The organism is Psychrobacter sp. Sarcosine-3u-12 (assembly GCF_002836005.1).
GTDB classification, from domain to species: domain Bacteria; phylum Pseudomonadota; class Gammaproteobacteria; order Pseudomonadales; family Moraxellaceae; genus Psychrobacter; species Psychrobacter okhotskensis.
In genome coordinates this window covers 14182-33827 of the sequence record NZ_PJBY01000096.1, presented here as the reverse complement: position 1 = coordinate 33827, position 19646 = coordinate 14182, and the positions used below count along the sequence as shown (strand labels likewise).

Genomic DNA, 19646 nt, shown 5'->3' with positions numbered 1-19646 from the left:
GTGCCATCGTATAGAACATTGGTATAGACAATTAATATAACGTGCTCGTGCTATGACAAACTACGACTTCAAGCCCATCGCATAGTTAGCGATTAGCGGCTTAATATTTGGCAGTTTATCAAAGGCAACCAAAGCCACGTTACGTGCCAGCTTCACCGCTGGATTTGGATGCGTAAAGCCATGTACGACGGCATCACAAAAGCGAATGACGCGTTTTTGATCCGTTTGACGTGCCTTCTCATAGCGTTTTAACAGTTGCGTATCACCGATATCTGCGCCCTTTAACACTTGCCTACTCATCATTTGCGCCAGTACATGAGCGTCACGCATACACAGGTTAAAGCCTTGTCCAGCGACTGGATGCAAGGTGTGCGCTGCATTACCCATGATGACGCAGCGACCCTCGACTTGTTTGTCAGCGAGCACTCGCGTTAAAGGATAAGCGCCGCGACGACCAGCCGCTATAAAGGTGCCAGCGCGCGCGCCAAAAGCCTGCTGCAAGGTTGCCAAGAAATGCGCACCATCTTCTAGATACTGCGTTTCCTCACCCGTTGGACAAACCCAAACGACTGAACGTCTATAGCCTTTTTGATAGTCATCATTACCATCACCTTCTGGATCGGTCAATGGCAATACCGCCAGTGGCCCTGCTGGGCTAAAACGCTCAATCGCCACATGCTCATGTGGCTTGTCAGTCTCTACCACGCCGACGATAGCAGTTTGCTGATAATCATAAGTTGTCGTGCCGATATTCAATAGCTGACGTACGGTAGAGTCACGACCATCACAAGCGACCAACACGCTGCCCTGCAATTGCTGCTCATCGTCCTTTTCACCATGACGGCTAAAGCTCAGCGTCACCATATCGTTTTGCTGCGCAACTGCCGTGACATTGGCATTATCAATCAAAGTGATCAGCGGTTCTTGTTGCGCAGCTAATAACAGCTTGCGTCCGAGCCACGCATTTTCCATTACTTGGCCGAATGACTCGACCCGCTCTTCCGCTTTGTTTAATTGCGCGCGCCCAAAGCTGCCCTGCTCGCTAATTTGCACCGCATCAATACGGCAAGCGTGACTTTGCAGCTCATCCCAAAGGCCAATCTCTTGATAGATCTGTACCGTGCGCCGCGATAAAGCAGTATTACGGCTATCCAAATAATGGCGGCGCTTAGCATCATCACTGGGACTAATGGTTGGATAGCTCATCTTCTCAAGCAAGGTGCTACCAATACCATGATGTGCGAGTAACAGCGCAAAAGACAAGCCTACATGACCACCGCCGGCGATAAGGACTTGCTGCTCAGTCATTGCCTTTGTATTTTTAGACTGGTTTGTAGCATTCGATAAATTTGAACCTTTCTGTTGTGTCATTATTATTCCTTATGTGATCTCTTTAGCATGCTGGCTGGCTATCCATCATTAGCAAAAACGAGTTATTGATGAACCTTCAAGAACGTTATTATCGTAGACGTTATATTGTTCTATCTAAAAACGTCATCGTTCTATTAAGACGTGAATTTCTCTGTTAAGTTAGCTATTTAGATATAGTCAAAATATCCTAAAAACGCGACGGTATGGCTGATATTATTTTTCACCACTATAACTAATTAAATTGTGATGATATGGCTGATAGATTACCACAAATTGTCTACTATTCTGTGCTCTCGACGGTATAGACAGCGTGTACAAAAACTATTGAAATATCTAAAACAGCAGTGATAGTGTGCTTGAGACACAAAGTTATATAGTTTAAGCATCAGCGCTTGTAAAATCTTGGCGCAGCGGTTGCAATCGTCATACAAAAACAAGGCCTTTCACGCCATCTATTGCTTGAATTTTAAAATCTATCTACCATAATGAAGGCAGGCCATTCACTTATTATCATCCACAAACCCCACAATAATTTTACCGTCATTGTTGTCGCTACTCTCTAAAAGCAATAAAGCATTACTGACTATTTTATCTATTATGCCCCTGCTTCTATCAATAAATAGCAATAGCATCGGGCTACCAATATAAGGATAATCGATTGACTGACTCCATGAGCCGCCGTATAAAGTTCGAATCATTGACTCCAGCACAGCTAAAAACCGTGCTTGGTGAATACAATAACCACATGAAATATATCCAAGAACGCCTCGATATCAAAATTAGCCAACGCCAAGGCGATTTTTGTTTGAGTGGCGATATCACTGGCGTTGAGCGCGGCGAACGTATCATTTATAAAATGGTCGATGAAGCTCAAAATTCAAAAGATATTAGCGCAGAAGAGCTGCACCTCATTATCCAGTCAAGCATCTCGCGCGATCAAGACAATGAGGAAGATGAGCAAGCAGCTGCTGAGGAGAATAAGGACGACTTAGCTACTGCTAGTGAGTTTACCCCGATCAGCTTGCGTACTCGTAATGGTAAAATAATTCCGCGCGGTGGCAATCAGCAGCGTTATGTGAGAGATATTTTATCGTCCGATGTGTCGTTCGGGATTGGGCCTGCCGGTACCGGTAAGACTTATTTGGCAGTCGCTTGTGCCGTCGATATGATAGAGCGTAATGAGATTGAGCGTATTTTATTAGTGCGCCCTGCGGTAGAAGCAGGCGAAAAGTTAGGCTTTTTACCCGGTGACTTGTCACAAAAAATCGATCCCTACTTACGCCCTTTATACGATGCGTTGTACGAGATGCTTGGCTTTGAAAAAGTCGGCAAAATGATTGAGAAGCAAATCATTGAAGTTGCCCCGCTGGCCTATATGCGTGGTCGTACTTTGAACAATTCGTTTGTCATTTTGGATGAAGCGCAGAACACCACGCCTGAGCAAATGAAAATGTTTTTGACACGCTTAGGCTTTGGCTCACGTGCAGTCATCACGGGTGACATTACTCAGGTCGATTTGCCCCGCGGTACCAAATCAGGACTGACGCAGGCGCTCGAAATCCTAAGCGGTATCGAAGAGATTCATATCACTAAGTTTGATTCAAAAGACGTGGTCCGCCATCAGTTGGTGCAACAAATCGTTGAAGCTTATGATGTGTTTGATAATGAGCAGTTGATACTAGAAGAAAAACGCAAACAAGAACGCTTAGCTGAGCAAGAGCGCAGACAAGCGATAAGTAACGCGGCGGCTAAACTATAGGTGAAAAGCTATAGCTGTTGAATTGTAGCTATCATGAAACGTTTAGCTTTAAAACGTTTAGCTTCAAACTAATCAAAACCGGATTACTAAAGACAGTAGTTCGGTTTTTTATTAGGCCGTGCTATTTGTTAATAGGATAGAAAAATGAACCAATCTAATGATAATAATATGAATGAAACAGATGCAAACAATCTCACCAGTGCTGAGCTCAATGTCAGCGCTATTGACAGTATTAATGATGATTTGATTGAGCGCTTTTATAGTGAAGATAGTCTGTTGTCAGTCATAATGGCGACTTTAAATTATATCGATAAACGTATTAACACTGGCATGACGCTGCCTTATTTTGCAGATATCAGTCATGAGCAATGGCAACAGAAGCCAAAAGCACTCGATATATATATTACGGATGAGGCGGAGGGACGCGAGTTAAATCTGGAAGCGCGTGGCAAAAATTATGCGACCAATATTCTGTCCTACCCCAGTGAGATGCCAGCCAACATTCTTGAGCTGATGCCAACGCTGCCGCTGGGTGAGCTAATTATTTGTCATGAAGTCATGGTACGTGAGGCCGCCGAGCAAAACAAAACCGTCGCGCAGCATATTAGTCACCTATTGATACACGGTATGCTGCACTTATTAGGGTTTGATCATGAGCTCGGACAGACCGAGCAAGATGAGATGGAAAGTTTTGAGATTGAGATTTTGGCAGGTTTAAACCTACCAAATCCTTATATTTAATTTAATGGCTGTTTAACTTAATAACCGTTAAGTTAATAACGGTTATTAAGCGATAAGTTAATAAACAGTTAAATTTATGCGGACAATCTTTGGTTAGTCTTTAGTCATGGTTAGCTTTTGTGCCTCACCCATTTGGTTAATCATTTGATCTAGACCTTTGACATGGACACTGCGCTGCGGGAATGGAATCTCAATTTTCTCATCATCAAGCGCATGTTTAAACTGTTCAAGCAAGTCACATTGCATTGACCACCAGTCGGCGTTAGTCGTCCAGACATTTAAAGTCAGATCAACCGAGTTATCACCTAGGTTGGTCACCCGTACGATGGGCTCAGGGTCCGTAAAGGCCATTGCATTATTTCTAGCCAAACTTAGCATGACCTCTTTTGCCGTTTTAATATCGGCATCATAGCCGATACCTACTGTGATATCGACACGGCGATTGGGCAGCGCCGTATAGTTGATGACCGCTGAGGTAGTGATATTGCTATTAGGAATAATAATATCGTGATTGTTGGTCGTCGTAATATGCGTATTGACTAGCGTAATCTCAGTGACGGTGCCAGTGTAACTGCTGATCTGCACAAAATCACCGCGTACGAAGGGACGAAAAGTCACAATCATGATACCAGCCGCGAAGTTTGACAGCTGATCTTTGAGGGACAGACCAATCGCAACCGCAGCACCACCTAATATAGCGACAACCGAGGTAGTCTGTACGCCAACTTTACTTAGCGCAGCCAAAGATACCACGACCAGCAGTACCCCATAAATTAACCGACCTAAAAAGCTTGCAACGGTGTCATCTAAGTGGCTACGTAGCATAATTCGATGCGCGACGGTGACAGCTTTTTTTGCCAGCCAGCGCCCTACGACGAATATGAGTATGGCTAAGGCCACTTTAATAACTAAGCCTAAAGCGTTACTGGTTAAGCTGGCAACATCTACGGTAAAACCTAAAAATTCCATACTGACTCTTTACTCTATTACTGTGTTTTATGAATGTGGGTAGTTGCTATAAAAGACACGATTATTAAAAAACGGTCATTAAAGACTATCATTAAAAAATTGTCGTTAAATTTATACCGTTATAGACGTCATTTTGAAAAATAGAATGGGCTTTTAACAGTTTAATAAGTCACGTCTACTTTGTCACTATAACGATAGGTACGTATCAAACGCAACTCGACGATATCATGCATGTCTTCAGTGAATTTGCCAAAGGGCGCTGCTTGCCGTACTGATTGCTTGGCAGCTTCATCGAGTATCGTGGAGTTTGAGCTTTCAAGCAGACGAATGGCTTTAATATTGCCATCATGATTGATAATAACCATGAGGCGCACCTCGCCCGTAATACCTTGCGCACGCGCTTGGGCAGGATACTGTAAGTTGCCAACGCGCTCGACGTGCTCACGAAAAGTATTGATATAATCGGCAGCTGCACCACGCGTCGTTGAATTACTGTCAACGGTCACCACTTTCGACTTGGTCGCGTAGAGCTGCTGACGCTGAGACAGTTGCGCCTCTAACGTGGCAATCTCTTTACGCAGCCGCTCTTCTTGCGCCATGAGATCATCTTTTGCTTGCTTACTGTCATTATCAGACTCTACCGTAGCCTGCCGCCAGCTCAGCGTGGTACGCAGATAGCTCTCTTGATAGCGCTGCTGGCGCACTTGGCGCTGCAAACTGATCACATCTTGCGTTTCGCTCATTTGCTCAGCAGAGAGCGGACTGCTCTGATCGCTCTCTTGCCGCAACGGTTCACGCACTGTGCCACCGCCCTCTTGGGAGGCATTGGCAATAAAATGCGCATCTTCATTCGGCTGCATATTATCGGTAAGTGCCTTAGCCACGTCTTGCATCATCGCGGCAGGGTCTTTGCCCATCGAAAAGCTGATACCAAAAATAATCACCGCATGGACGACAACGGCGATGACAATAGCAACAGGCAAGCTAATATCACGCTTAGGGGTTTGCGCTGAAAAGTGGTAGCTTTGCGAGTCTTTGATATAGGCCACAATTGGTCTCAGCTTTTAGGTATGAGCGAGCTTATAGTTATTTATAAATAAAGGGTGCAGACAATATGATTGTAATGTTGGCGCGCGCTATTTAAAGCACATGAGCATATGTCGGCGCTATCATAACATGACACATAATTATGTCGCTAGCATAACCGTTGCACATTGCATCATCTTGGCCTTTTTTGGCAAAGTCATAACCTAGCGAGGGTGAGACAGTTTTATGACGAATATCCGTTAACAGGGGTACATTATTAGTTTATTAACCTGCAATAGGTTTAAATGAATAGCGACAAAACGCATGTGTTCATTTTGCATGCTGCTGATTTGTTATATACTGTTTCTAATGATGACAATAATAAATAGTAGGTATTACCCTAACAATCGTGAATTTCTATTGTATATGACATAGCGCTGCTCTAAGCTTAGGGCGTGTCCTCCTTTGAAAAATGGAGATAAAAATGAAATAAATTGCAGTCAATCAAGGAAAACAGCGCAGATAATATCGGGATATTGCCCAGCTCTTTGACGACGTTTGACAAAATTTAGCCATTTTTAGTTCATTTAGAGGTTCATCGCTTGAATTGAGGACACGCCCTAGTATCAATATATGTCATTTAAACCCGTTTTATAGTGACCATTTTTTGAGCCAAAACTACTTTGAACTCATGTAGCATGTCTGACTTTTACAAGACGTTTTCTATTTTATAGACGCTATTTTTCATAAACGCTACTTTGCGTCGCCTCTGATGTTGCTGCCCGATAATGATAAGGATAATAAGTTTGAGTGATTTTGATAACATGAATAATTCAGACAGCTTCGATGACTTCTTCGATAGTATCGGCTATCGTTTTGACGAGTCATTCAGCGATGGTTGGGAGCGCCTGACCCAGACTATTAAGAATATATATAACAAAACGACTGACAAGTTTGAGGACGAGCTATCGCTGCCAGTGGCACAAATCTATGTCAATGATGCCCTGCAAAAGTTCGTGACCGACAATGTCAAAGCCATCTTAGAGCTGCGTGTTGAGATGCATGACGATTGGTTCCGCTTATACTGCACGATAAATGCAGCCGGTATTTATGCGGAAGTTGCCAGTAATTTTAGCTTGGTTCATGTGCAGCTTGATCGCAATGTACAGCGCTTTGTATTTGGGCAGCAGACTTATACCGATGTGCTCAACCTACGCTGCGAGTCGTTTATCAAGCGCCAAGGCATTAAGCTCTTTATCTGGTTCTATCACCGCATCTTGAAAAAAGACCCGTTGGGTTTTATTTTGTCCTATATCAATATCGCTCGCGCAAAAGACGAAGTCATCTATCTTGATATCAATCGCTGGCTGAAGAAGAACAAAAAAATCATGAGCACTTTGCATAAGGTGCAAGTAAATTATGGCGAAATTGAAGAAGAGCAAATGATTTTGAAAACGCAAATCAATTATCGAGATCTATTGGCAGCGAGCAGCAACGAAGACATCATTGGTGACGATGATGAGCCTGAGCTGATGCAAGGCCCAATCAATCCAATTGCTGATGCCACTGAGCCGAGTCAAGTTTAGACATTATTACTCTTAGCTCATAAAAAAACGCTGATTCTTGGAGACTATGGTCTTTTAAGAGTCAGCGTTTTTTTATTGATACCAATTTTTTGTAGCCTCTGTCTGCGCAGGCACAGCAAGCAAGCAAGGAAAATTGATATCAGCAGTGCGTCATGTATCGATATTACTTTTTACTAACTATAGCGAGCGTTACCAGTAGTTTTCTACCGCAATATTGCCCTCACCGCGACGATTCATCACCAAACCTAACGACTTTAGCGTTTCTTTAGTGTCTTCTACCATATCTGGATTGCCACATAACATAACATGCGTGCTCTCAGTGTCTAACGCTATGCCCGCGCGTTCTTGTAACGTACCATCTAATAGCAGTTTTGGTAGCCGCTCTGTCAGTGCGCCCTCAACTGGCTCACGAGTAACAATAGGAATGAAGATTAATTTGGCTGGATTATCGACCAGCGAGCCAAAGTCTTCTTGCAAGCGTTCAATCTGCTCGACATAGGCCAGCTCCTCTATCGAGCGCGCACTATACGCCAAGACAATATGATCGTAATCCTGCCACGTTTGCAAGTCTTGTAGCATCGACAAGAACGGTGCCAAGCCCGTACCTGTCGCCAGCAGCCATAAGTCTTTTGGCAACGGCTTTTGATAACGTGCTAAGGTTAAAAAACCAAACGGCATGGTATTGAGCAATAGCTCATCGCCCACTTGTAAGTGCTGCAGCTGCGAGGTGAACGCGCCATCAGGAATCACGATAGAGAAAAACTCTAATACCTCATCAAAAGGAGATGAGACGATAGAATAGGCACGAAAGATATCTTCATTCAATGCAGCATTAGGTGCATCTTTGGCAGACTCGCCTTGCTGCTGATAATATTTTAATTGACTCGGGTTGACACCCAAACGTACAAATTGCCCCGCCGTAAATTTAAAACTATCTGGACGGCTGACGGTAAAGCTAAACAAATTCGGGGTCCAAGTGGTTTTACTCAGTACCGTCACGCTTTGGATATTGTCACTCATAATCATTTGTCACTCATATTTTATTAAGATTTATACTTATAAGAATTTAAAAAGTACAAAAAAAGATGCGCCAAGCTTATCATAAAGCGGGCGCATCTTGTTTTTCTAACCGTAACAGCAGATAAGCAGCTCCATAAAAATGCAGCGACTTACCTTACATTTATAATAGTATTACCAAATACGAGCCAGACTTGCCCACTCAATTAAGGTGTTTGGCAAGATACCGAAGAAAACAATCAGCGCAGTCGCGGCAATCACCATGATACCACCGGTACGAATACCCCATTGTCCAGCGACGTCAAACTCGATAAATTGCTTAGGACGTTTAAATAAGGTAAGCATCACGCGCAAGTAATAGAACAAGCCAATGGCACTACCCAAGATAATCATAGCCGCCAAGAACCAATGCGTGCCTTGTACCGCAGCCAATATCGCAAACAACTTAGTGATAAAGCCTGCCGTCAGTGGAATACCAGCCAATGACAACATCATAATTGTCATAACAGCGGTCAGCACCGGACGACGCCAAAACAGCCCTTGATAATGGGTCAGCTCATCCGCTTCACCAGCCAATCGATACGGGCTCGACATCAAGGTCACCACACCAAAAGCACCGATAGAGGTAAACGCATAAACGGCCATATACATGCTAGAAATACTATCCGCTGCCGTACCAATGCTGACGATGACAATAAGCACGTAACCCATATGCGCAATGGATGAATAACCCAATAAGCGTTTTAGGCTAGTCTGACGGACTGCCAACAAGTTACCCGCCAAAATCGATAAGGTCGCCATAACCATCAGTAACATCTGTACCGACGGTAATGCCAATAAAGACGTATCGATTAAGAACCGTACTGCAAGCGCCATCATAGCGACCTTTGATACCGATGCTAAAAACGTGGCAATCGGTGCCGGTGCGCCTTCGTAAACATCGGGCGTCCACATATGAAAGGGTGCAGCCGACAGTTTAAACGCAATACCGAACATCATCATTGCCGCGCCGAGTATTAATAGTGGCGACTCAAACACGTCACCCAACATAATACTAATCGGTTTAAAGGCCAACGTGCCGACTTGCGCATAGATAAAGGCCATGCCCATTAGCAAGGTTGCCGATGCCGTCGCTGACAGCACCAGATACTTAAGCCCTGATTCAAGCGAGCGATTGCGCATGTAAGTATAAGACAACAGACCATAGAGTGGCACTGAGAGCAGCTCTAAGCTCATAAAGAACGATGCCATATGCTGAGCACAGACCATGAGCAGCGCGCCAGTGGTCGATAGCAGCATGAGCAAGTACAGCTCATCTTTATTGTCTTTGAAATCAGCCAAATAAGCATAAGACAACGTACAACAAGCCAGCGCACAGATCAATATCACTACCATGTTGAACTGCGCAAAGTTATCAATCACAAAAAGCTGTTCGGCGACTGGTAACTGCGACCCACTAGTAATGATGCCTGCCATTTGCCCAATTAACGTAAACAGACCAATATTAAGACCAACGACTGTAATAGTGCCGGTTATCATATGTGAGCGTTTAATAGTGATGGCGATCATTACCAGCAATACCGTAATGACGACGGCAATGATCGGTGCATAAGGCATCAGTCCCATCAAATCATTCATCGTAAATTCATTCATGACTTAACGTGCCTCCATTGCATCAAGCAGCTGCGATGCGTCTACTTGTGTCACTTGACTATATATATAGGCATTATTAATCCACTGCATCGCGTGGCTTGAGGTATCAAGGAACGGCTGTGGATACAGTCCGAGCCAGACCAAGCCTGCGGCGAGCATCAGTAATAATGACAGCTCACGTTTGCCCAAATCTTTTAATTTGCGGCTCGGTAAACCGTGTGATTTGGTCTCGCGCATGGCCAATTCTTTAACATTATTGGTACCAAACAACGCGCTATGAATCAAGATAAGCGAGTACAACCCTGCCAATACCAAGCTAAAGGTGGCCAATATCACAAACACGGGATACTGAGCAAATGCGCCTAATAAGATCATGAACTCGCCAATGAAGTTACCGGTACCGGGAATACCTAACAAAGCGGCACAGAAGAACATTAGTATCGGTGCATAATAGCGGAACTGACCCCACATACCGCCCATCAAGGTCAAATCGCGGGTATGCAGACGCTCGTACAACTGCCCTGCCATAATAAATAGGGCAGCTGAGCTTAAGCCATGGGCCAGCATTTGAATCATCAAACCTTGCAAGCTGAGCAACGTACCTGCATAGATTGCCAATACCACAAAACCCATGTGCGAGATACTGGTATAAGCCAGCAGACGCTTCATATCGGTTTGCATAAAGGCAAGCCATGCGCCATAAAAGATACCAATCGTACCCAAGGTCATGGCTATCGGCGCAAAATCTTGTGATGCGGCTGGGAACAGTGGTAAGACAAAACGAATCAAACCATAAGCGGCCGTCTTAATCAAAACCCCTGCCAAATCCACCGAACCAGCGGTTGGTGCCTGCGCATGGGCGTCAGGTAGCCAGCCGTGAAAAGGAACAATCGGTAGCTTGACCGCAAAGCCGATAAAGAAGCACAGCATGATGGGATATTCCCAACCGCCGAGCGACGTACCGAGTAAGTCATTATAATTAAAGCTGACCACGCCTTTTTGTGCGTAGCTAATGATGACCAGTACCAAGATACCGACCAACATGATGAGGCCAGACGCTTGGGTATAGATAAAGAACTTGGTTGCCGCGTATTCTTTGGTCTTGCCACCGACCACATCATGACCCCAAATAGCAATCAAGAAGTAGATAGGAACCAGCATCATCTCCCAAAAGAAGAAGAATAAAAACAAGTCAATTGCTAAGAAAACACCGATAACGCCGCCCAAACTCCACAGCAAGTTTAGATGAAAGAAACCAACGCGGCGCTGAATCTCATTCCACGAACAGGCCACTGCTGCGATACCCAGTAGCCCTGTAAGAGCCACCATCATAAGCGACAAGCCATCCATCGCTAAATGAAAACTAATACCAAAAGTCGGTATCCAAGGCACCATAAATTCAGCGACCCAAGGCACAGCAGCATCTGGTGCAATCACCTGCTTGCTCATACCACCAAAATCACCGTATTGCCACAGTACCAGTGACAAAGCAAAAGTCAACGTCATACCAATTAAAGCAATCCAGCGCGGCAGACGTTTATTAAAGCGCTCTACCAGCCAACACAGCAATCCAGCAATAAACGGAATTGCAATCAATGCTGGTAGCATCCACGTTTGTTGTAACTCAATCATCTTATACCACCGTCATCATTACCAGCACCAGCAATACAGCCATGCCCAAGCCAAAGCTTGTAGCGTAACCTCGAAGTGACCCTGTTTGCGTCGCAGACAATACCCTATTACCAGCCGATGCCAGCTTAGGTAATAGGAGCCACGATTTATCGACAGGATCGGCTTTAAATAAGCGGCCGATGAACAAAAAGGGTTTTACAAAAATTATATCGTATAGCGCATCAAAGCCCAGACCGTGGTAGCACCAATGATATAACGCACTGCCGATACGTGAGCGCTTAAAGCGTGTGAGTGTACGACCTTTATCCACCACATATAATAGTGCTGCTAAGACAAGCCCTGCGAGCATCGCACCCATCGCAATATACTCTGCGGTGTGCTTGGCATGCGCTTGACCAGCAACTTCTAATAAGTGTCCAACGCTCTCTGGCAGCACCCCTTGCAATGGCGGAGTAATCAATGCGCCAACCGCAGTTGATAACACCAGCAATACAGTCAGTGGCAACCAATATGACACCCCTGACAACTTGTGCGCATGGGTTTTTTCTTCGCCAAAAAACACAATCCAAATCATACGGAAAGTATAAAGCGCGGTTAAGAAAGCACCGAATACACCCATATAGAATAAAACTTGATGACCAGTGGCATAGGTTTCCCACAGAATGGCTTCTTTAGAATAAAAGCCAACGGTGACCCAAGGTATCGCAGCCAGCGCACCGCCACCGATGATATAACACCAAAACACCAATGGAATCTTTTTGCGTAAGCCGCCCATCTTAAAGATATCTTGCTCGTGGTGTACCGCCAAAATGACCGCGCCTGATGACAAAAATAGCAACGCTTTAAAGAAAGCATGGCTCATCAAATGGAAAATCGCTCCTTGCCATGCGCCCACACCAAGTGCTAAGAACATATAGCCAATTTGGCTCATAGTCGAATAAGCAAGGATACGTTTGATGTCAGTTTGCGCCAGTGCACAAAAGCCAGCAACGACCAACGTCAGTGCTCCAACGCCGCCGACCCAATATAATAAAATACCAGGCGTCAGCAGGAACAGTGGATGCAGACGGGCGATTAAATAAACCCCTGCCGTGACCATCGTTGCCGCGTGAATCAATGCCGAAACTGGCGTCGGACCTGCCATCGCATCGGCAAGCCACGTATGTAATGGTAGCTGCGCTGATTTACCCATCGCGCCACCAACGAGCATCATGGTCGTTAGAATCATCGTTGGATTGTTAATATCAAACACGTCTGGAGCGCGCGTAATAATCTCTTGAATATTAAGCGTGCCAAATTCGCGGAATAATAAAAACAAACCAAAGGCTAAGAACACATCACCCACACGGGTGACGGTAAAGGCTTTCATCGCCGCCCGACCATTGGCTCTGTCATGATAATAAAAACCAATGAGTAAGTATGAACAGATACCGACGCCTTCCCAACCGAGATAGAGCAAGAATAAATTGTCCGCCAATACCAGCAATAACATACTGGCGACGAACAAGTTCATATAGCTAAAGAAACGGGCAAAACCAGTGTCGCCTTTCATATACCAAGCGGCAAATAGATGGATTAAAAAGCCAATGCCAGTAATAACACCTGTCATCGTTAATGCTAAACCGTCAAAGCTCAAGCCAAAGCTTGGTGCAAAGTCTCCCACTTGGAACCAAGTCCATAGCGGAACCTCAATGACCGTGCCCGCAGGATGCGTCGTTAAAAAAGTATAGCTGACCACCAGTGTGCATAGCGCTGATAGCAGCATACTACCGACACCGACAATCGCGGCTACTTGCTCTGATAATTTGTCACGCATAAAGGCTAAAATCAAAAAGCCAACGAGCGGGAATATAAAGGTTAATGGTAATAAACTCATGACATCATCCTTTCATCTCATTGGCGCTATCGACATCGAGATGCCCACGCTGATGATAAAAACGTAATAATATTGCCAGACCAATAGAGGCTTCAGCGGCTGCCAACGTCAAAATAAAGATAAACATAATTTGTCCATCCGGATCGACCCAGCGACTGCCTGCGACCACAAACGCTAAGGCTGCCGCGTTCATCATGATCTCAAGGCTCATTAGCATAAATAAAAAGTTACGCCGTACCATGACACCGCACAGACCAATGGCGAATAAAATTCCCGCCAAAATTAGTCCGTGGCTCATGGGTATCATACCCAGTACATTCTGCGCCGCGGCAGCGGGCTGTACTAAGCCTGCCACCTCATGGGCAAACGGCACGTTCGACACGTCTTGTGCCACGCTTGCTGCTAGTACCATCAGTCAGACTCCTTGCGCGTGACTTTCTTCATACCCACCTGCATACTTACCTTCTTACCAACGTAGTCATGTGGATCGACATCTTTATATTCGTAGGGTTTAGCCATTTTTACCGCATCATGTTCAGTATGAGTGCTATCGTTATCGTATTGGGTGATACTGCCCACACTGGGCTTAAAGTCCTGACTGTCATTGCCGACAATTTCATCATCACTCGACTCTTTGCCCACATGATACGCAGCCACTAGCGCCGCTAATAATAACAAAGCAGCGACTTCTACCAACATAATATACTTACTAAATAAGGCAGTACCCACTGCTTTAGCAGGAACACTCATACCACCAATAACGGCTGCTTCGTCGTGATTAAGACCAATCAGCGCATAGAGCACAACGGCGATAACGATCGTCAACCCTGTCGGTATTGCCCAAGTGCCTGCATCGAGCCAGCGCTCTTCACGCTCATCATTACTCATACCCAAGTTGAGCATCATAATAACAAAGACGAAGAGCACTAGAATTGCGCCAGCGTAAACAACAATTTCTAACGCCCCAGCAAATGGCGCACCCAGCACAAAAAATATGCCAGCGACCGCCAATAAAGACACAATCATCGACAAAATAGCGTGTACAGGATTGGCATGGGTAACTACCCGTAGACTGGCAAAGATAGCCACCGCGGCAAGCGCATAAAAACCTGCCAGTTCAGGATTGTTCAAGATATTCATCATGGCAGCAAGCTCCTTAGATCAATCGGTGCTGCTTCATTTTGAGCAGCGCCTTTTGGTTTGTCCGCTACCGCCATACCCGTCACACGATAATAGTTATAATCGGGATATTTACCCGGTCCTGAAATCAGCAAATGCTCTTTTTCATAGACCAAATCTTGGCGCTTATATTCACCCAGCTCAAAATCGGGGGTCATTTGAATCGCGGTCGTCGGACAGGCTTCTTCGCATAGGCCACAAAAAATACAGCGCGAGAAGTTGATACGGAAAAACTCCGGATACCAACGACCATCTTCACGCTCCGCTTTTTGTAAGGAGATACAGCCGACTGGACAGGCCACGGCACATAAGTTACAAGCAACACAGCGCTCATCACCATCAGGGTCGCGAGACAATATAATACGTCCACGAAAGCGCGGCGGTACCGGTACCGGCTCTTCAGGATAAAGGATGGTGTCACGTGGCCTAAGGGCATGACTGTTAACCATCCACATACTGCGTACAATGGTAAACATACCAATGACGATCTTTTTTATGGCCGTAAAAAAAGTTGCTAACATGGAACTTTCCTTTGCATATTTGCAATGCTAAATGATTAGGTTTATCCCAAATATGGATAAAGTTGCTCACCAATACGAGCAATCACCTCATTTCTATCCGAAAAAATCACGGATGTATCTACCACAAACAAACTTATAAAATAAGAAACGTATTCTTCATTCCAAACTACCGCAATGATATTACGTCAATGCCTTTAATCCATCATCAGCAATATGACTGCCGCAGTAGCCAATAAATTAATCAGCGTGACGGGCAGGCAGACTTTCCAGCCAAAGTTCATCACCTGATCATAGCGCGGACGCATGAGTGAGCCTCGAGCCAGAATAAACATGGTCATAAAGAATAGCGTCTTAATCATGAACCAAAAAGCGGGTGGAATAAATGGAATATCTAAATTGAAAGGGGCAAGCCAACCACCGAAGAATAAACATGTCATTAATGCAGAAATCAAAACGACGTTGACATATTCGCCGATAAAGAACATCCCAAACTTCATGCCTGAATATTCAACATGATACCCTTCGGCCAACTCTTGCTCTGCTTCTGGCTGATCAAATGGATGTCTGTGCGTAACAGCCACACCAGCCACGACAAAGGTCAAAAATCCGAAAAACTGTGGAATGATATACCAGCCATCAATTTGTGACTCGACAATCTCGCGTAAGTTAAATGAGCCGGTCAAGGCGACGACACCCATCAACGATAAACCCAAGAATACTTCATAACTGATGGTTTGTGCCGCAGACCGTAAGCCACCGAGTAACGAAAATTTATTAGCCGATGCCCAGCCACCAAACATAACGGCATAAACAGCGATACCTGCCATCGCAAAGAAAAACAGGATACCGATATCCCAATCAGCCACACCCAGTGTTGGTGAGATAGGAATAACAGCAAACGATGCCAAGGCGGTAAACATAGCCACTGCAGGCGCTAAAGTAAATATAAATTTATCAGTAAAATTGGGGGTCCAATCTTCTTTAAAGAAGATTTTGAGCATATCCGCGACCAGTTGTAAAGAACCAAAAGGTCCGACACGGTTAGGACCATAACGGTCTTGCCACAAAGCCAGCATACGGCGCTCATAGACAATCATCATAGCGGCAACGATAACGACCACTAAAAAGATAACCAACGACTGTACAACCAAAAACAGAATAGACCAAGCATCAAAGGTCATGATGCCAGCCAAAAAGCTTGGTACATCAGGAATAATACGGGTAACTTGCATATTACACCTCCTGTGTAGTGGTCGGCGCGTTGTCTACTGGCGCTGTATCGTTAGTATTCGCAGTTAAAGAGCTGTCATTAGCCATACTGCCCATCATTGTCACGGGTGCATCCACTTTGCGTACCGACGCTGGCATCGATGGATGAATAATACTCACCTGTCCAACTGGATAACCAATACAACCTTCTGCTAAATAACCGACGAGCTGCACAGGTAAGGTGATTTGCTGTTTATCAATCTCAATCGCTAGATACTCACCTTCAGTAATATCCCATTCTTTGGCATCGTCAATGCCAATGCGCCATGCTGCTGTAGGTAATTGCTCAGCAACGATTGGGCTACGTGAAGCCATCATTGAGCTGGCATAAATATTATAAATAGGCACCAGTTTGGCGTGTCCTTGCTGCATATCAGTTGTCGTTGCCGACATGGTTTCTGGCGCCACATATTGACGCGTAGCTAGACGCTCTAGCTGATCGAACAGGCGTACACCAGGATCACCATTTTTCAGATGACCACCCACTTTATCTTGATATTTATTCCACGCTTGCGGAGAGTTCCAACCTGCCGCATTGGCAAAAGGAATCATCGAGCTTGGCGTTTGTTTGCCGCTATAGCCTTCCATTGAAAAGGTTAATCCTGTATCTAAATCTTTTGGCTGCATCGGTTCATGGACTGATATTGGTGCACGCATGGCAGTACGACCTGAGTAACGACGCGGCTGACGGGCAATTTTAAGACCCGTAATACGATAATCGGCATCAGGAGCAGCGCCTTTAATACCTGCAAGTTTAGGGTGCGTGGCTATCAGAGCATTAATGACATCATCAAGCTGTGTCCAGTCGACATCCCGACCTTCGATGCTGCTATGCACCGCATGTAACCAGCGCCAGCCTTCTTTAATACTACTCATTGGATGATAGTATTCATTATCGTAGACTTGGAAGAAACGCTGAGCGCGACCTTCGGCAGAAATTAACGTACCATCTGCTTCAGCAAAGCTTGCCGCTGGTAATACGATATCGACATCTTTATGCCAATCAAGCAACTGATGATCAAGGGCGATGACGGTTTTGTCAGTCAATAGCTGGGTTAATTTATGCGCATCAATGGCATCTGTTAACTGGTTTTCGGCAACGATAACAACATCAAAATCAGTGGCTAGCAGCTCTTCGACTGACTGGCCACCGAGCATGCATACACCCATGCTATTTGCATCAGGAACAGTTAAGTAAATACCCGCTTGTGCGTGATAGTTATTATTAACCTCTTTTAGCTCAAGTTTGGTTGCAGGCTCGCGCTCGACGTCGTCTTGCGCCTCTGTATTAACGCCGGTTTCCGGTTTGTTGGGTTTAGCAGACAAGTCTTTGTCTTCGCTTTGCTGAGCAGTTGCTGTTTGTGCTTCAGCGGCGCGAACCTGCTCATTATGTGCCTCAACTTGCTGCTGTTCCGTTGCTTTAATCGCAGCACGTTTTTGTGTTAATGCTTGAGTAATCTGTGCCGCCGCTTCTATTAATGCGGTAGACGACAGGCTAGTACCAGAGATGATTAATGGCTTATCCGCTTGAACCAAATCATAAGCGATCTGCTGAGCCAATGCTTGCATCGCATCCACATTAGCGTCTTGTTCAGCCGCTTGTGGGTCCGCTACTTCTGCTAAATCATCAGCGAAGTTAGCAATTTCATCAGCGACTTTAAAGCCAAGTTTAGTGATGTCTTCAGGTGTCGCGACTACGCTCACTTTACTGATGTCTTCTAGCTTGGTTTGGGTCACATCAATGACATAAACTGGGCTTAATGCATCTTGCGCGATACGCTTAACTGGTTCAGCAAGCCAAGGCTGCGTTTGCAGCGCCGCCGCCATTTTTAGGCCTTCGTTCTTTGCGGCTTGGCGTACTGATAATGCCACGCGTGATGAAGTCTGCGTGATATCTTCACCCAATATCAACACCGCATCATGACTTTCAATATCGGTCATGCCTGGGTTATAAATCCCTTCGGTGCTGAGCACTTCGATGCATTTATTGACCAGTGCTTGCTGCTGATGATTCAGACCTGTTGAGAAGTTATCAAAGCCGACCAGATTTTTTAGCGCAAAGTTAGTCTCTAAACTGGCACGTGGTGAGCCAATCCCGATAACTTTTTTATCTTTGAGTCGTTTGATGGTTTCATCAAGAGCGTAGTCAATATTAATTTTGACATGCTTATCATTGATGCGTTCAAGCGCTTGGGTTGGACGATCATCACGATTGACATAGCCATAACCAAAGCGACCACGATCACATAAGAAGTAACGGTTTACTTCGCCGTTATAGCGGTTTTCGATGCGGCGCAATTCACCATAACGCTCACCTGGTGAGATATTACAACCTGCTGAGCAACCATGACAGATGCTTGGTGCGTACTGCATATCCCATTTGCGGTTATAGCGTTCAGAATGCGTTTTATCGGTAAATACACCCGTTGGGCATACTTCGGTTAAGTTGCCTGAGAACTCGCTTTCAAACTGACCATCTTTATCACGTCCAAAATAGACGCGATTGTTTGAGCCATAAACACCCAAATCTTCGCCGCCCGCATAGTCTTTATAAAAACGGACACAACGATAGCAAGCGATGCAACGGTTCATCTCATGGGCGATAAATGGCCCAAGCTCTTGGTTATGATGGGTGCGTTTGGTAAAGCGATAGCGACGACGGCTATGACCTGACATATAGGTCATGTCCTGCAAATGACAATGTCCACCCTCTTCACAAGTTGGACAGTCATGTGGATGGTTGGTCATGAGTAGCTCAACCATCGACTTGCGGAATGCTTTGGCTTCATCGTCAGTGACCGAGATGTACATATCATCGCCAGGAGCGACCATACAAGACATCACAAGGCGACCGCGACCTGCTTCCATATCTTCTTTATTTTGGAATTGCTTGACCGCGCACTGACGGCACGAGCCTACTGAGCCAAGGGCTGGATGATAACAAAAATACGGCACATCAATGCCGAGTGATAAGCAGGCTTGTAGCAAGTTATCTGCGCTATCTACTTCGACAGTGGTTCCATCAATATGTATGACTGCCATGCCGC

General features: G+C 45.2%; 15 protein-coding genes. 3 read left to right on the top strand and 12 right to left on the bottom strand.

Features of this window, described 5'->3' with window-relative positions; all coding sequences use genetic code 11:
* Positions 1 to 60 precede the first annotated feature (60 nt).
* Entirely contained in the window at positions 61 to 1371 is a 1311-nt protein-coding gene (locus tag CXF65_RS07050) for an FAD-dependent monooxygenase (protein ID WP_413772498.1), read from the bottom strand.
* A gap of 670 nt (positions 1372 to 2041) precedes the next feature.
* Here CXF65_RS07050 and CXF65_RS07045 point away from each other — a divergent pair.
* Both CXF65_RS07045 and ybeY read left to right on the top strand, forming a co-directional pair.
* Positions 2042 to 3130: a PhoH family protein gene (locus CXF65_RS07045; protein WP_101211534.1), complete on the top strand. Its 1089-nt coding sequence runs from the start codon at positions 2042 to 2044 to the stop codon at positions 3128 to 3130.
* A gap of 144 nt (positions 3131 to 3274) precedes the next feature.
* On the top strand, positions 3275 to 3871 hold the full coding sequence (gene ybeY / locus CXF65_RS07040; protein WP_101211533.1) for an rRNA maturation RNase YbeY: 597 nt from the start codon (positions 3275 to 3277) through the stop codon (positions 3869 to 3871).
* 93 nt (positions 3872 to 3964) lie between these two features.
* On the opposite strand, the gene CXF65_RS07035 is transcribed toward ybeY, so the two are convergent.
* Both CXF65_RS07035 and CXF65_RS07030 read right to left on the bottom strand, forming a co-directional pair.
* On the bottom strand, positions 3965 to 4840 hold the full coding sequence (locus CXF65_RS07035; protein ID WP_025653110.1) for a mechanosensitive ion channel family protein: 876 nt from the start codon (positions 4838 to 4840) through the stop codon (positions 3965 to 3967).
* Positions 4841 to 5001: 161 nt separating this feature from the next.
* A complete protein-coding gene (locus tag CXF65_RS07030) occupies positions 5002 to 5889 on the bottom strand; it encodes an energy transducer TonB (RefSeq protein ID WP_025653109.1) in 888 nt (295 codons plus the stop codon).
* Between the two features lie 765 nt (positions 5890 to 6654).
* On the opposite strand from CXF65_RS07030, the gene CXF65_RS07025 reads away from it, so the two are divergent.
* Positions 6655 to 7452, top strand: a complete 798-nt coding sequence (locus tag CXF65_RS07025) for a hypothetical protein (RefSeq protein WP_037026097.1) — start codon at positions 6655 to 6657, stop codon at positions 7450 to 7452.
* 189 nt (positions 7453 to 7641) lie between these two features.
* Here CXF65_RS07025 and CXF65_RS07020 read toward each other — a convergent pair whose 3' ends face one another.
* The 9 genes from CXF65_RS07020 to nuoG all read right to left on the bottom strand — a co-directional run bounded on the left by CXF65_RS07020 (position 7642) and on the right by nuoG (position 19641).
* A complete protein-coding gene (locus tag CXF65_RS07020) occupies positions 7642 to 8472 on the bottom strand; it encodes a ferredoxin--NADP reductase (protein WP_025653106.1) in 831 nt (276 codons plus the stop codon).
* Positions 8473 to 8643: 171 nt separating this feature from the next.
* A complete protein-coding gene (gene nuoN / locus CXF65_RS07015) occupies positions 8644 to 10122 on the bottom strand; it encodes an NADH-quinone oxidoreductase subunit NuoN (RefSeq protein ID WP_025653105.1) in 1479 nt (492 codons plus the stop codon).
* A 3-nt stretch (positions 10123 to 10125) separates the two neighbouring features.
* Positions 10126 to 11754, bottom strand: coding sequence for an NADH-quinone oxidoreductase subunit M (gene nuoM, locus CXF65_RS07010; RefSeq protein ID WP_025653104.1), 1629 nt, complete (start codon positions 11752 to 11754; stop codon positions 10126 to 10128).
* Position 11755: 1 nt separating this feature from the next.
* A complete protein-coding gene (gene nuoL, locus CXF65_RS07005; RefSeq protein ID WP_101211532.1) occupies positions 11756 to 13630 on the bottom strand; it encodes an NADH-quinone oxidoreductase subunit L in 1875 nt (624 codons plus the stop codon).
* A 4-nt stretch (positions 13631 to 13634) separates the two neighbouring features.
* Complete coding sequence (nuoK, locus tag CXF65_RS07000; protein ID WP_025653102.1) at positions 13635 to 13943, bottom strand: NADH-quinone oxidoreductase subunit NuoK; 309 nt, start codon at positions 13941 to 13943, stop codon at positions 13635 to 13637.
* Positions 13944 to 14041: 98 nt separating this feature from the next.
* Entirely contained in the window at positions 14042 to 14773 is a 732-nt protein-coding gene (nuoJ, locus tag CXF65_RS06995; RefSeq protein WP_101211531.1) for an NADH-quinone oxidoreductase subunit J, read from the bottom strand.
* Complete coding sequence (nuoI, locus tag CXF65_RS06990) at positions 14770 to 15330, bottom strand: NADH-quinone oxidoreductase subunit NuoI (protein WP_101211530.1); 561 nt, start codon at positions 15328 to 15330, stop codon at positions 14770 to 14772. Before nuoI ends, nuoJ begins: the two co-directional genes overlap by 4 nt.
* A gap of 194 nt (positions 15331 to 15524) precedes the next feature.
* On the bottom strand, positions 15525 to 16511 hold the full coding sequence (gene nuoH, locus CXF65_RS06985; protein ID WP_198551981.1) for an NADH-quinone oxidoreductase subunit NuoH: 987 nt from the start codon (positions 16509 to 16511) through the stop codon (positions 15525 to 15527).
* Between the two features lie 52 nt (positions 16512 to 16563).
* Entirely contained in the window at positions 16564 to 19641 is a 3078-nt protein-coding gene (gene nuoG, locus CXF65_RS06980) for an NADH-quinone oxidoreductase subunit NuoG (protein ID WP_101211528.1), read from the bottom strand.
* Between the last annotated feature and the right edge of the window lie 5 nt (positions 19642 to 19646).

Bases quoted from the DNA above. Each gene is read 5' to 3' on its own strand.
- nuoN (WP_025653105.1), bottom strand. From the start codon at position 10,122: ATGAATGAATTTACGATGAATGATTTGATGGGACTGATGCCTTATGCA.
- CXF65_RS07035 (WP_025653110.1), bottom strand. From the start codon at position 4,840: ATGGAATTTTTAGGTTTTACCGTAGATGTTGCCAGCTTAACCAGTAAC.
- nuoH (WP_198551981.1), bottom strand. From the start codon at position 16,511: ATGACCTTTGATGCTTGGTCTATTCTGTTTTTGGTTGTACAGTCGTTG.
- CXF65_RS07050 (WP_413772498.1), bottom strand. From the start codon at position 1,371: ATGACACAACAGAAAGGTTCAAATTTATCGAATGCTACAAACCAGTCT.
- nuoI (WP_101211530.1), bottom strand. From the start codon at position 15,330: ATGTTAGCAACTTTTTTTACGGCCATAAAAAAGATCGTCATTGGTATG.
- nuoJ (WP_101211531.1), bottom strand. From the start codon at position 14,773: ATGATGAATATCTTGAACAATCCTGAACTGGCAGGTTTTTATGCGCTT.
- ybeY (WP_101211533.1), top strand. From the start codon at position 3,275: ATGAACCAATCTAATGATAATAATATGAATGAAACAGATGCAAACAAT.
- nuoL (WP_101211532.1), bottom strand. From the start codon at position 13,630: ATGAGTTTATTACCATTAACCTTTATATTCCCGCTCGTTGGCTTTTTG.
- CXF65_RS07020 (WP_025653106.1), bottom strand. From the start codon at position 8,472: ATGAGTGACAATATCCAAAGCGTGACGGTACTGAGTAAAACCACTTGG.
- nuoG (WP_101211528.1), bottom strand. From the start codon at position 19,641: ATGGCAGTCATACATATTGATGGAACCACTGTCGAAGTAGATAGCGCA.
- CXF65_RS07025 (WP_037026097.1), top strand. From the start codon at position 6,655: ATGATAAGGATAATAAGTTTGAGTGATTTTGATAACATGAATAATTCA.
- CXF65_RS07045 (WP_101211534.1), top strand. From the start codon at position 2,042: ATGAGCCGCCGTATAAAGTTCGAATCATTGACTCCAGCACAGCTAAAA.
- nuoM (WP_025653104.1), bottom strand. From the start codon at position 11,754: ATGATTGAGTTACAACAAACGTGGATGCTACCAGCATTGATTGCAATT.